This is a genomic window from Paraburkholderia bengalensis (genome assembly GCF_037126505.1).
Lineage (GTDB): Bacteria > Pseudomonadota > Gammaproteobacteria > Burkholderiales > Burkholderiaceae > Paraburkholderia > Paraburkholderia bengalensis.
In genome coordinates this window covers 1-15,948 of sequence record NZ_JACFYJ010000143.1, presented here as the reverse complement: position 1 = coordinate 15,948, position 15,948 = coordinate 1, and the positions used below count along the sequence as shown (strand labels likewise).

Genomic DNA, 15,948 nt, shown 5'->3' with positions numbered 1-15,948 from the left:
GCGGCCGCCCCTGCGGCGCCCGATGCACCCGCCGCGGCCGATGCTGCCTCGGTACCCGAAGCGCCGCCCGGCGCTGCAGCCGGCTGGCCCGGCACGGGCTTTGGCGGATCTTCGAATTTCGCGCCCGCGTTGTTCGCCATGTAGGCAACGGCGCGGCCAATTTCGTAATCGCTGTAGTCGTCGGGGCTCGTGCCGCCGCGCGCGGGCATGGCGCCTTTGCCCGTCAGCGCGGTGTGCCAGAGCGTGTCGAAACCTTGGGCAATGCGCGGCGCCCAGTCGGCCGTGTTGGTGAACTTCGGCGCGCCCGCCGTGCCCGCCGCGTGGCAGGCCGAGCAGACGGCCTTATAGACTTCCTCCCCCGTTTTGTAGACGCGCGGCGCATTGGCATCGCGGATTTCGACCTGTGCCAACGGTGCCGTGCGCGCGTCGACTGCGGCGTCGGACAGACCGTCGGTGCCCGCGCCCGTGCGGGTCGAGTTGTCGACGTAATAGGCGAGCAGAATGATGATGACGATGGGGACAGCAAAGCCGGCGATGACTGCGGCGATCAGCTGTCCGGGGGTCTTGATCGGGGCTCCGTGTGGTGCTTCGCTCATGCTTGTCTCGTCTCCCGTGGGTATTGTGGTGAGCGGTACAGCGCGACGGCAACAGCCTTGTTCCTGATAAGCCACGGACGATTATAGACGGAAGGTTTCGCGGTCGGCGAGCGGGCTCCCGGGCTCTTCAGTAGGCGTTTACGCGGAGAGTTTGCGTCGCTGGAAGGGAGATTTTGCTCGATGGCGCGCGAATTCGGGAAAGACTTGCAGCGCATTTCCCGGCGACGGCGCGCACTGGTGTCCTGGCGACAGGCTTGCGGTGGACGGGCAGCACGAAACCGGTTATGCTCTCGGTCTCGCTTTGGCGCCGCTTATCGCATCAACCTCGTGATTTTGCAGCGCTTTTGCCGATTCTTTGCAGAATGCGCCCGTAGCTCAATGGATAGAGTACTGCCCTCCGAAGGCAGGGGTTGCTGGTTCGATCCCAGCCGGGCGCGCCAGGAAGCTTTGATTCTCATGGATCCAGCAGAGCAGTTACTACTGCTGTTCAGCTTCTTATCCGGTTTCCTTTCCCGCTGTTCCGTCTTCCGCGTTCGCTTTCGCAGCACCTTCCGTCCGCACGGCAAACGCCCACGCAAGCCCATGACATCCAGCCCGACGCCCATCACGTTCATCTGCCGGCCAGCGAACGAAAGCGATTGCGAGGCCGTCTTCGAATGGGAAAACGATGTCGCGACGCGCGCGATGTCGGCCAATACCGCGCTTTTTTCATTCCAGAGCCACGTAGCGTGGTTCTGCGCTTCACTGCAGAACCCCGATCGCTTTCTTTACGTCGCGCTACATGAGGGCGTACGCGGCGGCCTCGTGCGCTTCGACCGGCGCGACCGGGGTTTGGCCGAAGCGAGCCTGATCCTGAATCCGGCCTTGCGTGGCAAGGGCTTCGGCGCCACGATCCTGCGCGGCGGACTTGAATCCTTCCTGCATGACCATGCCGACATCCAGTCGCTGATCGCCACCATCCGCACCACCAATACGGCCAGCATGAAATGCTTCGTTGCGTGCGGATTTGTGCTCGAATCGGGCGACGACGAATACAACCGCTACCGGCGCGATATCTGAAAAGCCGCCTCGCGCAGCGGCGCGTCAACCTGCTTTCCTTGCCGATCGCCTTCTGCGGCCGTCGCTGCATCTTCCGCCAAGCGTCCACAGTACGCTGAATAGCGGCCACAAAGCGCATTAAATCCACGGATCGGAAACCTGGACGTCCCGCCAGAATAGCGTCACGGTTGCGCACGGCAGGTCGCGCAGGCGCGCGCGCCGATGTTCGACGGATCACGGCGGGCGCGGACGGCGCATGCGCCCCTGGTCGATCGGCTTGCCCGCGAGAGGACCGATAACTGTCTTTTCCGTCTTTCGCTCTCATGAAGCCTATTCGACTGGTTTGCGGCACGCGGTCTTCGTACGACGACTTCTCGCGCGCCACCGCGCTGGGGCGCTCGCTTTCGCTGTTTCGTCACGAGAGCCCGCCGCAACTGATGCTCTTCGACAATAACCGGGCAGGCCTTTCGTCGATCTACAACTACGCCATCGAGCAAGCTCGCGACAACCCCGCCATCCTCGTGTTCCTGCACGACGACCTGCATCTGTGCGACTTCTACTGGATGGATCGCGTCCGCGAGGCGGTTTCGCGCTTTGACATCGTCGGGCTGGCGGGCAATACGCGCCGCTTGCCGGGCCAGCCGTCGTGGTTCTTCAAGGACGCCAGCTTCACGCGCGACGATGTTCAGTATCTGAGCGGCGTCGTGGGCCACGGCAAAGGCTTTCCGTGCGAAAACATGTCGATCTACGGACCGCCCGGACTCGAATGCAAGCTGCTCGATGGCCTGCTGCTCGCAGCCGACAGTGAACGGCTGATCCGGACCGGCCTGACCTTTGACGAGCAGTTCGAATTCCATTTCTACGACGTCGATTTTTGCCGTCAGGCGGAAGCGCGCGGGCTGCGCATGGGCACCTGGCCACTGAGCGTCGTGCACGAGAGCGCCGGCGCGTTCAATACGACATCGTGGCACGCGGGCTACGAGCGCTACACGCGCAAATACGGAGGCCTGTGACGCGCAACGGCGCTTTGCTTTCCCGACCACGCGGTGCAACCCATCTGAATACCGATGTCAGCAACAGGTGACCCCGAACAGCATGCAAGCAGCGACGTCGCGTCGGCGCCTGCGGACTTCGCCTCGCTCTTGCAGGCGGCATTCGTGCATCATCAATCGGGCCGCGCGAGCGAAGCCGCCGCGCTCTACAAGCGCATCCTTCAGCACGACGGCCATCATGCCGACGCGATGCACTTTCTCGGGGTGCTCGCGTGCGACGTCGGTGATTTGCCGGCGGGCATCGATCTGATCGAGAAATCACTCCAGCTCTATCCGAACGCGATCTACTACAACAACCTCGGCAACATGCGCGCGCGCGGGCGAGATCTGCGCGGCGCGATCGACGCGTACCAGCACGCCATCGCGCTCGCGCCCGACTACGCCGAGGCGTACAGCAATCTCGGCTACGTACAGCGCGAAGCGGGTGACCCGATGTCCGCTATCGACAGCTGCGACACGGCAGTGCAGCTTAAGCCCTCGTATGCGGAAGGCTGGGTCAATCTGGGCAACGCGTTCTTCGATCTTGGCACGGACGACGCCGCGCTGCGTCATTACATGAAGGCACTGGAGCTGAATCCGAACCACGCGCAGGCTCACAACAACGTTGGCAACATCCTCGTGAAGTACGGCCGTCCCGCCGATGCCGAGCCCTGCTATCGCCGGGCGTTGATGCTGCAGCCGAACGTCGCGTTCCTGCACAACAACCTGGGCAGCGTGCTGCGCGATCAGGGCCGGCTCGACGAGGCGATCGCGAGCTACCGCCAGGCCGTCTCGCTCGATCCAGGCTACGCGGAAGCAAACAGCAACCTGCTGTTGCTGCTGAACACGCACCCCCGCGTTTCACAAACGGAGCAGCTGGAGGAGGCTCGCGCATTCGGCGCGCACCAGGCGGCAAAGGCGGGTCCGTACGAACACGTGCGGCCCACCGCGGGCGCGGCGAGGCGCCTGCGCGTCGGCTTCGTTTCCGGCGATCTTCACTCGCATCCCGTCGGCTTCTTTCTGGAAAGTGTGCTGCGGCACCTCGATCCCGCGCGGCTCGAACTGGTCGCATACGTGTCGCGCTTGCGCGAGGATTCGCTGACGCAGCGGCTCAAGTCGTGCTTCACCGCCTGGTACGACGTGTCGCGACTAGACGACGACGCCTGCGCGCGCCGCATCCACGTCGACGGCATCGACATCCTGGTCGATCTGTCGGGACACACAAACCACAACCGGCTCGCGGTGTTCGCGCGCAAGCCCGCGCCCATTCAGGCAACGTGGCTGGGCTACTTTGCGACGACAGGCATTGCGGCGATCGACTATGTCATCGCCGATCGCCATGTCTTGCCCGCCGACGAAGCCGCGCATTTCGTCGAAACGCCCTGGCGCCTGCCGCATGCCTATCTGTGCTTCACGCCGCCCGACGAAGCGATCGAAGCGGGACCTTTGCCCGCGCTCGAACGCGGCGCAATCACGTTTGGCTGCTTCAATCATCTCGTGAAGCTTAACGATGCGGTGATCGCGTTGTGGTCGCGCGTGTTGCATGCCGTGCCCAATGCACGGCTTCTGCTGAAGACGAAGCAACTCGACGATCCGTCCGTGCGAACCGCGACGCTCGAACGCTTCGGCGCACACGGCGTCGCCCGTGAGCAACTGATGCTCGAAGGCCAGTCGCCGCGCGCCGAACTGCTCGCATCCTACAACCGCATCGACATCGCGCTCGATCCGTTCCCTTACACGGGCGGCACGACATCCGTGGAAGCGCTGTGGATGGGCGTGCCTGTGCTCACGCGGCGCGGCGATCGCTTTCTGTCGCACGTCGGCGAAAGCATCCTGAACACCGTCGGACTGTCCGAATGGATTGCACGCGACGACGAAGACTACGTCGCGAAAGCCGTGTATTTCAGCGCGTCGATGGCGCAACTCGCCGGGCTCAGGGCGACGTTGCGGGACCGGCTGGCCGCATCGCCCTTGTGCGATGCACCGCTTTTCGCGCGTCACCTCGAAGACGCATTCCAGAACATGTGGGCTCTCCATGCAGCGGCCTCACACGACCACGCGCGCGATCGCCGGAGCGGCATCGCGGACTCAACATCATTAGAGGACGCCCCGGATCGAACCGGGCGCAATTTCGCATGAACGACGAAACTCAACTACACAACGGTTCGTGGCAACGCATTCCGACGCCGAATCTCGCCGAACGCGCCAATGCGGTCGAAGCCAATGCCGCCGAAGCCACCGCACGCAAACTGCAAGCGGCTGTCGAGCATCACGGGGCGGAGCGCTTCGACGAAGCCGAAGCGCTGTATCGCGAGATTCTCGCCAGCGATCCGAACCACGCGGACGCAATGCATCTGCTCGGGCTGATCGCGCATGAGTTCGGTCAGTACCATACGGCCTCCGAGCTGATCATGGCGGCGATCACGCGTAATCCGCAGGCGTTCTACTACTACAACCTCGGCAACGTGATGCAGGCCAACAACCGGCCCGCTGCGGCGGCCGAATGCTTCCGCCAGGCCATCGCGCTCAACGCCGGATATATCGACGCGTATAACAACCTGGGCATCGCTCAGCGCGCGTTGAAAGATCATCACGCGGCCGTCGAATCGTTTTGCCAGGTGATCAATCTGAAGCCGGATCATGCGCAGGCCTACAACAATCTCGCCAACACGCTGCTCGAACTCGACGAACTCGACGCCGCCATCGAAGCATGGCGCACCGCGACCACGCTGCGGCCCGATTTCGACGAACCGCGCAGCAACCTGCTGTTCGCGCTGAACTACCGCGAGCCGGTTTCCCCCGGCGCCTACCTCGAAGAAGCCCGCCAGTTCGGCGAGGCCGTTAGCGCACGCGCCACACCGTTCGATTCGTGGCTCGTCGAGGAGAGTCCGCGCGCGAGCCGCCCGCTGCGCGTCGGCATCGTGTCGGGCGACCTGAAGCAGCACCCCATCGGCTATTTCATTGAAAGCGTGCTGCACAATCTCGACCCCTCGCGCGTCGAGATCATCGCTTACCCGACACGGGAGCATGAAGACGCGTTGACAGCCCGCATCAAGCCGCGTTTTGTCGCGTGGACCAGTCTCGCGGGCATGAGCGATGCGCAGGCCGCGCAGCACATCCGCAGCGACGGCATCCACGTATTGATCGACGCATCGGGTCACAGCACGTACAACCGCCTGGGTGTGTTCGCGTGGAAGCCGGCACCCGTGCAGGTGAGCTGGCCGGGCTATTTTGCGAGCACGGGCGTGCGCGCGATCGATTACATCCTCGGCGATCCGCACGTGCTGCCTGAGGCCGAAGAAGCGCATTTCGTCGAGAAGGCGTGGCGCCTGCCCGACAGCTATCTGTGCTTCACGCCGCCCACGGCATCCATTCCGACGGGCACGCTGCCGATGCATTCGACGGGCCGCACGACGTTCGGCTACTTCGGCAACGTGACGAAGGTGACGGACGCGGTGGTGGACGTGTGGTCGAAAGTGCTGCAGGCCGTGCCTGGCTCGGTTCTGCTGCTGAAGTCGGGGCAACTCGATCACGAACACGTGCGGGACGCGTTTATCAAGCGCTTTGCCGTGGCCGGCGTGCCCGCGTCGCGGCTGATCATGGAAGGCCGCTCTGAGCGCAGCGAATATCTCGCCGCCTATCGCCGCGTCGACCTGATGCTGAGCCCGTTCCCGTATGGCGGCGGCACGACGACGGCCGAAGCATACTGGATGGGCGTGCCGGTGCTGTGCCGTCGCGGCGAGCGCTTCGTCACGCATATCGCGGAAACGATGTGCCATAACGTCGGCCTTGCTGACTGGATCGCCGGCGACGATGCCGCGTACGTCGACAAAGCCGTCGCTTTCGCCGCGGATCGCGAATTGCTGTCGGCGCTACGCAGCGGCCTGCGCGCGCAACTGCTGGCTTCGCCGCTGTGCGATGCGCCGCGCTTTGCCCGCAATCTCGAAGCGTCGCTGCATCAGATGTGGGAGCAGCACGTTGCGCACGCCGCGCAGGCGGCGCTGTGAGCGAGCAGTCGGTACTCGTCACGGGCGGCGCGGGGTTTCTCGGCTCGCATCTGTGTGACCGGCTCGTGGCAGCTGGCCACGACGTGATGTGCGTCGACAATTTTCACACGGGCAGCAAACAGACCATTCATCACCTGATCGGCAAGGTGAACTTCGAGCTGATCCGCCACGATGTGTGGCTGCCGCTCTACGTCGAGGCGGATCGCGTGTTCAACATGGCCTGTCCTGCCAGCCCGACGCATTACCAGAGTGATCCCGTTTCGACCGTGAAGACGGCGGTGCTCGGCGCGATCAACATGCTCGGGCTCGCCAAGCGCTGCAAGGCGCGCATCCTGCAGGCGTCGACGAGCGAAGTCTATGGCGACGCGCAGCAGCATCCGCAGCCAGAAACGTACTGGGGCAATGTCAATCCGAATGGTCCGCGTGCATGCTACGACGAAGGCAAGCGCTGCGCCGAAACGTTGTTCTTCGACTATCACCGGCAGCACGGCGTCGACATTCGCGTCGCGCGCATCTTCAACACGTACGGACCGCGCATGCGGCCCGACGACGGACGCGTCGTGTCGAACTTCATCATGCAGGCGCTGAACGGCGACCCGATCACGATCTACGGCAACGGCAGCCAGACACGCTCGTTCTGCTATGTCGACGATCTCGTCGATGGCCTGATGCGGCTGATGGATCAGGACGTCGAAGTCGGTCCCGTCAATCTCGGCAATCCGGGCGAAATCACGATCGGCGAACTCGCCGAGACGGTATTGCGCCTGACGGGCTCGCGCAGCCGCATCGAGTATCGGCCGCTGCCTTCGGATGATCCGGTGCAGCGACGCCCCGACATCGCCAAGGCGCGCCAGCAGCTCGACTGGACGCCCGGCGTCGCGCTCGAAGACGGCCTGAAAGAAACCATCGCGTATTTCCGAAAGTGGGTGAAGTCATGACCGTCGATCTCATCGAGGCGAAGTGCCCCGTCTGTTCCGGCTCGGTGGCCGCGCGCTTCTTCCCCGCGGGCGAGCAGACGCTTGCGACGCTCGCGTGGCCGGCATCGGCCGAAGCCGCCAGGGAACTGCCGCGCCACCCGCAGGATTTCGTGCAATGTCCGGCCTGCACGCATGTGTGGAACTGCCGCTTCGAATACGCGGCGATTCCGTACGAACGCAATCCGAACCGGATGTTCAACAACGGCGCGATCTGGAAGGGGTATCTCGCGCAAACGCGCGACCTGCTGCTTGATCATTTGCCAGACGCACCGCATGTCGTCGAGATTGGTTGCGGCGAAGGTCACTTCGTGCGCGGACTCGCGCAGTCGCGGCCGGGCGGACGCTTCGTCGGCTTCGATCCGAATGCAGCTCCAGAAACGGGACACGGCGTCGAGTTTCATCCGCGCCTCTTCGAACCGCTCGCCGACATGCCCGCGTTCAAACCGGACGCCGTCGTGATCCGGCACGTACTCGAACATCTGACGGAGCCTGCGCAACTGCTCGAAGCGCTAGCCTGGGGCGCGATGTCGACGGGCCGCGATGGCTGGCTGTTCGCCGAGGTGCCCTGCATCGACCGCGTGTTCGAGACGCATCGTCTCGCCGATTTCTTCTACGAACACGTGTCGCATTTCACGACTGAATCGTTCCGCACGCTGATGTCGCGCGCGGGCGAGATCGTGGCGCTGGCGCACGGCTACGACGGCGAGGTGATCTACGCGCTGGTGAAGCTCACCGTGCCCGCGCCGCTTCGCGCGCGCGCAAAGGCTGCGGCCCAGTTCGCGTCGCGCACGTTGACGAGCCGCGAAACGATCGCGCAACAGCTGTCGCAGCTGAGCGAATCGGGCCGTCGCGTGGCGATCTGGGGCGGCACCGGCAAGGCGGCAGCATTCATTCATCATTACGGCGCTGATGCACAGCGCTTTCCCCTCGTGGTCGATTCCGACCCGGGCAAGGTCGGCACGTTCGTGCCGGGCACGGGACAGCGCATCGAATACCGCGACGTGCTGAAAGCATCGGATGTCGACGTGATCGTCATTCCGACGCAATGGCGCGCGCGGGACATCATCGCCGAAATGTCGCGCGAAGGCATCGCGGCGCGGCAGGTGATGATCGAGCACAACGGCGCGCTGATCGACTTCTTCGCGCAAGCGCATCCCTATTGAGTACAAGTGCGCCGCCATGGACATGCACGACATCGCGCAACAGCTGACTGCCGCGCTCGACCATCATCAGGCCGGTCGGCTTCAGCACGCGCAGGCGTTGTACGACGCGATTCTTCACGCCGCGCCCGGACAATGCGATGCACTGCATTTTTCCGGCATGCTTGCGTGTCAGACGGGGCGCGCCGACCACGGACTCGCGCTGATGCGGGCATCGATCGCGGCTAATCCGAATGCCGTCTACTACAACAACCTGGCGAACGCGCTGCGGGAGGCCGGCTTGCGGTCCGAAGCGATCGAGGCATACCGCCGCGCCACCCAGCTCAAACCGGATTACGCGCAAGCGCACAGCAATCTCGGCAACGCGCTGCGCGAAGCCGGCGATGCGCGAGCCGCGAAGGAAAGCTGCGAGCAGGCTATCGCGCTTCTGCCGGACTACGCCGAAGCACACAACAATCTCGGTAACGCGCTGAAGGCGCTGGGCGATCTGGAGAGCGCCACGCTCGCGTACCGCAAGGCCGTGTCGATTCGCGCGGACTACGCCGAAGCGTTGAGCAACCTGGGGCATGTCGAGGCGGCGCGCGGCAGGCTCCATGAATCGGCCGACGCGTTTCGCCGCACGCTCGCGCTCGTGCCGCGTCATCTCGCGACGCACGAAAGCCTGAGCGCGGTTTTGCAGGCGAGCGGCGATATCGCGAGCGCAATCGAAAGCCTGCGGCACGCCGTGCAGCTCGATCCCGCCGACGCCGCGCGGCAGCGCAAGCTCGCTCAACTGTTGCGCGAGCAGCGGCGCTTCGACGAGGCGGAGCAATGTCTGACGGCGGCCATCGCGCGCCAGCCGAACGACGCATCCGGTTACGCCGAACTCGGCGACGTCTATCAGGAGTGCGGCAAGATCGAAGCGGCCGTGCTGTGCTATCGCGCAGCCGCCGATCTGTCTCCCGGCAACGCGAGCGTGCATCACCGGCAGGCTGTCGCGCTGCTCAAGCTCAGGCGCGCCGACGAAGCGATCGTGAGCGCCCGGCGCGCCGTCGCGCTCGATCCGGCATCGGCCGTCGCGCGCATCAACCTCGGCGACGCGCTGAGTCTCGCCAACGACGCCGACGGCGCAATAGAAGCCTATCGTCAAGGCATCGCGCTCGACCCCGAACTCGAACTCGCGCACAACCGGCTGCTCTTCGATCTCGCGACCCACGCGCCGACTTCGCCGCTCGTCACGCTCGCCGCCGCGCGCGAGTTCGGCCAGCGCATGACGACGCGCGCGCAGCGCATCCCGCATGCGCGCCGTTATATCGATGGACGTCCGTTGCGCATCGGCTTCGTGTCGGGCGATCTGATGCTGCATCCCGTCGGCATCTTCCTCGAGTCCGTGATGCAGCATTTCGCGGACGGCAGCTTCGAACTGGTCGCGTATCCGACGCAGACGCGCGAAGACGACATCACGGCCAGGCTGAAGCCGCGCTTCGCCGCCTGGCGAAGCATCGCCGGTCTCGGCGACGCGCAGGCGGCACATCTGATTCGCGAAGACGCGATCGATATTCTCGTCGACCTGTCGGGCCACACCGTGCACAACCGCCTGCCCGTGTTCGCCTGGAAGCCGGCGCCGCTGCAGGTCAGCTGGCTCGGCTACTTCGGCACGACAGGTCTGCCGCAGATGGACTATGTGCTCGGCGACCGCTTCGTGACGCCGGTCGAAGAAGCGTCGCACTACCTCGAACGGTTGTGGCGCCTGCCCGACAGCTATTTGTGCTTTACGCCGCCGGACGTCCGCGTCGAAGTCGGACCGTTGCCGGCGCTTGCCAACGGGCATCCGACCTTCGGCTACTTCGGCAAGCTCGTGAAGGTGACGCCGCATGTCATCGGCGTGTGGTCGCGAATTCTGCACGCCGTGCCCGACGCGAAGCTGATGCTGAAAGCGCATGAACTCGACGCACAGCACGCGCGCCGCACCATGATCGAGCGGTTTGCGCGTCATGACATCGACGCGTCGCGTCTGATTCTCGAAGGCGGCTCGCCGCGCGAAGCGTATCTCGCCGCGTATAACCGCGTCGATATCGTGCTGAGCCCGTTTCCGTACCCAGGCGGAACGACGACTGCGGAAGCGCTGTGGATGGGCGCGCCCGTGCTCGCGCTCAAGGGCGACCGCTTTGTCACGCATATCTGCGAAAGCCTGTTGCATGCGGGCGGCCTGCCCGAATGGATCGCGGCGGACGAATCCGGCTACGTGGACAAGGCCGTCGCATTCGCCGCGCAACGCGAGCCGCTCGCGGCGCTGCGCGCGAGGCTTCGGGGCCATGTTCTGACATCGCCGCTGTGCGATGCGCGGCGTTACGCGAGCAACCTGAAGGAAGCGTTCGAAGGCATGTGGGCGGAACACGTCGCATCCGGTGGCGCCTGAGACGACGCGGTATCGGTACGCGCATTGATAGAACGGACACGACATGCAGGATCATTCGATCATTCTGAACACAGCACTGGCGCATCATCAGGCGGGACGGCTCGGCGAAGCGAAGGCAATCTACGACCAGATTCTTCACGCCAATCCGCGTCATCCGGACGCCCTGCATTTTCTCGGTTTGCTCGCCTGCCAGATCCGCCAGTACGATGCGGGCATCACGCTGATGCGCGAGTCGATTGCCCTTCATCCGAATGCGATCTACTTCAACAACCTCGGCAACGCGCTGCGCGAACACGGCGAGCTGAAGCAGGCGATCGACGCGTATCGTCAGGCCGTCGCGCTCAATGCCGGGTATGCCGAAGCGCACAACAACCTGGGCAACGCGCTGCGCGAGGACCGTCAACCGGAAGCGTCGATGCACAGCTGCACGCAGGCCATCGAATTGCGGCCCAATTACGCCGAGGCCTATAACAACCTTGGCAACGCGCTGAAAGATACGGGTGACCTCGAAAGCGCGGCGCGCAGCTACGAAAAGGCGATTGCGTGTCGCGCCGACTACGCCGAAGCGCACAACAACCTCGGCAATGCGTTGATGGAGCAGGGCCGTTTCGAGGAGGCAATCCACAGCTATCGCCGCGCAATCGAGTGCGATCCGAATCGCGCGTTGATGCACAACAGTCTGGGTGTGCTGCTGATTGCGCGCTGCGATCTCGTCGGCGCGGCGGCGAGCCTGCGGCGCGCTATCGAACTGGACCCGCGCAAGCCGGGCGTGCACAACAATCTCGGCAACACGCTGCGCGATCTCGGCGACCGCGAAAACGCGGCGCGGCACTACACGATCGCAATGGAGCTGGCCAAAGAGGTGATCGAGCGGCACACGGGCAGGCTCGGGCCGCAAGCCTCGACGCCGGGCGGTCCCGCTGCTGACCCGCAGATGTCGCTCGCGCAGGCGTACGGCGCGCTCGGCAACGCATGGTTCGGCCTGTTCCGCTATGAAGAAGCCATCGAGAACTATCAGCGCTCGCTCGAACTCGACGCAGACGAGAGTGAGGTGCATCACAATCTGGCCATCGCGTATCTCAAGACGATGCGCGCCGAAGCGGCGCTCGCCCATGCGCGCAAGGCGCTCGAACTGAAGGATGGCTCCGCGATCCTGCATGTCAATCTCGGCGACGTGCTGCGCGCGCTCGGCGATCTTGAAGGCGCGGTGCGCTGTTATCGCAGCGCGATCGCGAGATCTCCCGATTCTGATACGGCTCACACGGCGTTGCTCTTTTGTCTCGCCAGCACGGCGCTGCAAACCGTCGACGAATATCTCGCCGATGCAATCCGGTACGGCGAACGGGTTGCGTCCGGCACGAAGCGCTTCGAGCATGCGCGTGCGCCGCGCGGCACGCGGCCGTTGCGCGTCGGCTTCGTCTCCGGTGATTTGCGCGTGCATCCCGTCGGCATCTTTACGGAAAGCGTGCTGCAGCATCTGGATCGCTCGCGCGTCGAACTGATCGCCTATCCGACGAGCGACGTCGAAGACGACACCACGGCGCGACTGAAACGGCTATTCGGCGAGTGGAGGCCGCTGACGGCCCTGCCGCGCGAAACCGCTGCGCAGGTGATATTCAACGACAACATCGATATTCTGTTCGACATGTCCGGGCATACGGCATTCAACCGGCTGCCTGTGTTCGCCAGCAAGCCGGCGCCCGTCCAGGTGACGTGGCTGGGCTTCTTCGCGTCGACAGGCGTCAAGGAAATCGATTACGTGTTCGGCGACCGCTACGTGCTGCCGCCTGAAGAAGAGCATCACTTCATCGAGAAGCCGTGGCGCATGCCTGACGGCTATCTGTGCTTCACGCCGCCCGAGCACGATCTGAACGTGGGCGAGTTGCCCATGCGGCGAGACGGCATCGTCACGTTCGGTTATCTGGGCAAGCTCGCGAAGATGACGGACGAAGTGATCGATCTGTGGGTAAAGGTGCTGCGCGCGGTGCCGGATTCGCGTCTGCTCGTAAAGGCGCATGAACTCGATCGCGGGCTTGCCGTCGAGGCCACGGCCGCGCGCTTCGCCGCGCGCGGCATCGACGCTTCGCGCCTGCTGCTGGAAGGCGGCTCGCCGCGCAAGGAATATCTCGCCGTGTTCAATCGCATCGACATCGTGCTTAGCCCGTTCCCCTATCCCGGCGGCACTACGACGGCGGAAGCGCTATGGATGGGCGTGCCCGTCGTCGCGATGAAGGGGCAGCGGTTTCTCGGCCATATCTGCGAGAGCGTGTTGCACGCAGCGGGCTTCGGTGACTGGATCTGCGTCGACGAAGCGAGCTATATCGACAAGGTGCGCGAAGTGACGGCCGACGCCGATGCGCTCGCCTCGCTGCGCGGGCGACTGCGCGAGCGTCTGCTCGCGTCGCCGCTGTGCGACGCGAAGCGCTTCGCGCGCAACTTCGAACGGGCGCTCGACGGGATGTGGCAGGCGTACGAAGAGGGTGTGGCGCAAGGTTGACACACGAACACCTGGTTCAAGCAAAAGGCTCGCGTTGCATGACGCGAGCTTTTTTCATGGCGGCGGAAAGCCGCGTGGTGCGCGGCAAGACGAAAAAAAAAAGCTGCATTGCTGCAGCTTTTCGAATCCGCGCTGTTGTTGTTCGTTGCGTCGCGCGGTGTCTTTCAGAACGTGATGTCTTGCCGATTCAGAGCATGCCCGTGCGGTGATACAGGCTCACCGACTTGATGCGCTGCAGCGCTTCGCCATGCTGCTGGCTCAGCCGCTCCATGCCGCTGCGCGTCTGCAGCGTGATGGCCGCGTCCATCCGCTGAATCGTGCGGATCTTTTCGAGCGCTTCCGGGGTTTGCTGCGGCTCGAGCGTCATCAGAAGCGGCGAACGCTCATCGACGATAGCCGACGCGCGCAGCCAGTCCTGCTGCGAAACCGCGTCTTCGAGAGCGCGGGTCAGGTCGAGGGCGCGGGCCAGGGAATCGTGCATATGAGTTCCTTGCTGAGGATCGGCGGGACGTGTGTTACTTGCTGTTCAACGTGCCCGACACGCCGCCGCCGCCGAACAACTGGTTCAGGTACTGCGTGTTGTTCGCCATCTGCGACATCAGCGTGTCCAGCGCGGTGAACTGCGCGTTGTACTGCGTGGTCAGCGTGCTCTGATAGTTCGTGAGCTGGGTCGCCTGATCCGACAGATTGCTTAGGTCCTTGTTCAGTGCGGCCGTGCGCTGGTCGATCGTGCCGCTCGTCTGCGTGTACGTGGTGATGAAGGCGTTCAGCGCCTGGCCGATGCCGTTCGTCGTGTTGAACGCTGCCGACACAGCCGTGCTATTCGTGGTCAGGGCCGTCTGCAGTGCGTCGGAGTCGACGGAGAGCGTACCGTCGTGATTCAGGTTGATGCCGATCGACGAAAGGCTGATCGTCTTTCCGCCGACATTGATGCCGTTTGCGACCAGGCCGCCAAGGCCGTTGGTGATCGTGTTCGTCATCGAGTCGCCGAGCAGGGGACCTGCCTGCGAACCCGTTGCCTGCGTCGGGTCCCACGTGAGGCTCGTTTCCGTCGAAATATACGCGTTATACGCGGTGACGAAGTTGTTGATCGCCTTGGTCGAAGCTGTCGTGTCGTTGGTGATCGAGATGGTTTGCGTGCTGAGTGCGCTGGCGCCGGACAGGTCGATCGAGACGCCGGTCAGCGCGCTCGTGATCACGTTGGATGCGCTGGTGATGTTGTTGCCGTCGATCGAGAACGCTGCGTCCTTGCCCGGCGTGACCTGCGTGAAAGCCGCCGTGTTCAGGCCGGCGTCGACGCCGGCGCCCGCCGTCACCGTGACGGTATTGGCCTGGCCCGTCTTCGTCGAAGTCAGCACGAGGTGCTGGCCATCGGCTGCCGTGATGACGGATGCCGACACGCCCGGATTGCTGCCCGACGTGTTGATCGAGTTGGCGATGCTCGACAGCGTATCGGTCGACGACACATTGATCTGCATGCTGCCCGTGCCGACGCCGATGGTCAGCGTGCCAGTGCCGAGGCTCGCATTCGTTGCGTAAGCCTGCGACGAAATCTTGTTCGCCGTCGCGATGTTGGTCACGGACAGCGTGTAGTTGCCGGCCACGGCGCCCTTGCCGGGCGTGGCCGTTGCCGTGACGCCCGTGGTCGTGGCGCCGCCCGCGCCCGTGACGGCGACGGCGAGCTGGTTGAGCGCCGTGCCGTCCGACAGGCCGCTCAGCGCCGTCTGCAGCGACGAGAGCGCCGATTTGATCTTGCCGATTGCAGACAGTTCGGCATTGTCCGAGTTCTGCTTGTTCGCGATTTGCGACGATTGAGCCGCCGTTTTCGCCGTTACGAGCGCCGACACCAGCGAGTCAACATCGAGGGTCGACTTGGTCGAGCCACTGATAATGGACTGTGCCGCCTGTTGTAGCAGGGAGGTGATGTCGCTTGATGAGGTCGCGGTCGACGTTGTGGTCATGCGGGTACTCCGATTGGCGAAGCGGAAGGCAGTTTGATCTCGGCGCTCAAATGCATGATGGGAGGCGAACCTCCCAACCATGCTTCTCTGTTACGTGCGAAAGCCGGGAGCGAGCCGCGGCTTCCGGAGCGGCGCCGTACGGCGCGCCGCGCGTCCTCAGTCTTACTGGAGGAGCTTCAGAACTTGCTGCGGCATCGAGTTCGCTTGTGCCAGAACCGAGATACCCGCTTGTTGCAGAACCTGAGCCTTCGACAGGTTCGCCGTTTCCGTCGCGAAGTCTGCG

At 64.1% G+C, this 15,948-nt stretch carries 12 protein-coding genes and 1 tRNA gene; 9 read left to right on the top strand and 4 right to left on the bottom strand.

Annotated features, from left to right (window positions below; genetic code table 11):
• The coding region (locus tag H3V53_RS39890) for a c-type cytochrome (protein ID WP_336602521.1) at positions 1-596 on the bottom strand (596 nt) is incomplete at its 3' end.
• A gap of 364 nt (positions 597-960) precedes the next feature.
• Between H3V53_RS39890 and H3V53_RS39885 the strand changes: the two genes are divergently transcribed.
• The 9 genes from H3V53_RS39885 to H3V53_RS39845 all read left to right on the top strand — a co-directional run bounded on the left by H3V53_RS39885 (position 961) and on the right by H3V53_RS39845 (position 13,704).
• Positions 961-1,036, top strand: a tRNA-Arg gene (locus H3V53_RS39885).
• A 142-nt stretch (positions 1,037-1,178) separates the two neighbouring features.
• A complete protein-coding gene (locus H3V53_RS39880; protein ID WP_336602520.1) occupies positions 1,179-1,655 on the top strand; it encodes a GNAT family N-acetyltransferase in 477 nt (158 codons plus the stop codon).
• A 302-nt stretch (positions 1,656-1,957) separates the two neighbouring features.
• Positions 1,958-2,647, top strand: coding sequence for a glycosyltransferase family 2 protein (locus H3V53_RS39875; protein WP_336602519.1), 690 nt, complete (start codon positions 1,958-1,960; stop codon positions 2,645-2,647).
• Positions 2,648-2,701: 54 nt separating this feature from the next.
• The gene (locus tag H3V53_RS39870; RefSeq protein WP_336602518.1) at positions 2,702-4,804 is read left to right on the top strand and encodes an O-linked N-acetylglucosamine transferase, SPINDLY family protein; all 2,103 of its coding nucleotides are present in this window, start codon (positions 2,702-2,704) and stop codon (positions 4,802-4,804) included.
• Positions 4,801-6,672, top strand: coding sequence for an O-linked N-acetylglucosamine transferase, SPINDLY family protein (locus H3V53_RS39865; RefSeq protein WP_336602517.1), 1,872 nt, complete (start codon positions 4,801-4,803; stop codon positions 6,670-6,672). Before H3V53_RS39870 ends, H3V53_RS39865 begins: the two co-directional genes overlap by 4 nt.
• The gene (locus H3V53_RS39860; RefSeq protein ID WP_336602516.1) at positions 6,669-7,610 is read left to right on the top strand and encodes a UDP-glucuronic acid decarboxylase family protein; all 942 of its coding nucleotides are present in this window, start codon (positions 6,669-6,671) and stop codon (positions 7,608-7,610) included. Before H3V53_RS39865 ends, H3V53_RS39860 begins: the two co-directional genes overlap by 4 nt.
• A complete protein-coding gene (locus tag H3V53_RS39855) occupies positions 7,607-8,812 on the top strand; it encodes a class I SAM-dependent methyltransferase (RefSeq protein WP_336602515.1) in 1,206 nt (401 codons plus the stop codon). The genes H3V53_RS39860 and H3V53_RS39855 overlap by 4 nt, the downstream gene beginning before the upstream one ends.
• Positions 8,813-8,834: 22 nt before the next feature.
• Positions 8,835-11,207, top strand: a complete 2,373-nt coding sequence (locus H3V53_RS39850) for a tetratricopeptide repeat protein (protein ID WP_473766674.1) — start codon at positions 8,835-8,837, stop codon at positions 11,205-11,207.
• Between the two features lie 43 nt (positions 11,208-11,250).
• Positions 11,251-13,704 (top strand): tetratricopeptide repeat protein, encoded by a 2,454-nt coding sequence (locus H3V53_RS39845; protein ID WP_336602513.1) that lies wholly within the window; start codon positions 11,251-11,253, stop codon positions 13,702-13,704.
• 187 nt (positions 13,705-13,891) lie between these two features.
• On the opposite strand, the gene fliT is transcribed toward H3V53_RS39845, so the two are convergent.
• From fliT to H3V53_RS39830, 3 genes are all read right to left on the bottom strand, one after another.
• Complete coding sequence (fliT, locus tag H3V53_RS39840; RefSeq protein WP_336602512.1) at positions 13,892-14,185, bottom strand: flagellar protein FliT; 294 nt, start codon at positions 14,183-14,185, stop codon at positions 13,892-13,894.
• A gap of 34 nt (positions 14,186-14,219) precedes the next feature.
• Complete coding sequence (fliD, locus tag H3V53_RS39835) at positions 14,220-15,665, bottom strand: flagellar filament capping protein FliD (RefSeq protein WP_336602511.1); 1,446 nt, start codon at positions 15,663-15,665, stop codon at positions 14,220-14,222.
• A 162-nt stretch (positions 15,666-15,827) separates the two neighbouring features.
• Positions 15,828-15,948, bottom strand: a 121-nt coding sequence (locus H3V53_RS39830) for a flagellin (protein WP_336602522.1), incomplete at its 5' end; no start/stop codon positions are given.

Coding starts and splice junctions, on each gene's coding strand:
- fliD (WP_336602511.1), bottom strand. CDS start 15,665: ATGACCACAACGTCGACCGCGACCTCATCAAGCGACATCACCTCCCTG.
- H3V53_RS39850 (WP_473766674.1), top strand. CDS start 8,835: ATGCACGACATCGCGCAACAGCTGACTGCCGCGCTCGACCATCATCAG.
- fliT (WP_336602512.1), bottom strand. CDS start 14,185: ATGCACGATTCCCTGGCCCGCGCCCTCGACCTGACCCGCGCTCTCGAA.
- H3V53_RS39870 (WP_336602518.1), top strand. CDS start 2,702: ATGTCAGCAACAGGTGACCCCGAACAGCATGCAAGCAGCGACGTCGCG.
- H3V53_RS39865 (WP_336602517.1), top strand. CDS start 4,801: ATGAACGACGAAACTCAACTACACAACGGTTCGTGGCAACGCATTCCG.
- H3V53_RS39875 (WP_336602519.1), top strand. CDS start 1,958: ATGAAGCCTATTCGACTGGTTTGCGGCACGCGGTCTTCGTACGACGAC.
- H3V53_RS39855 (WP_336602515.1), top strand. CDS start 7,607: ATGACCGTCGATCTCATCGAGGCGAAGTGCCCCGTCTGTTCCGGCTCG.
- H3V53_RS39845 (WP_336602513.1), top strand. CDS start 11,251: ATGCAGGATCATTCGATCATTCTGAACACAGCACTGGCGCATCATCAG.
- H3V53_RS39880 (WP_336602520.1), top strand. CDS start 1,179: ATGACATCCAGCCCGACGCCCATCACGTTCATCTGCCGGCCAGCGAAC.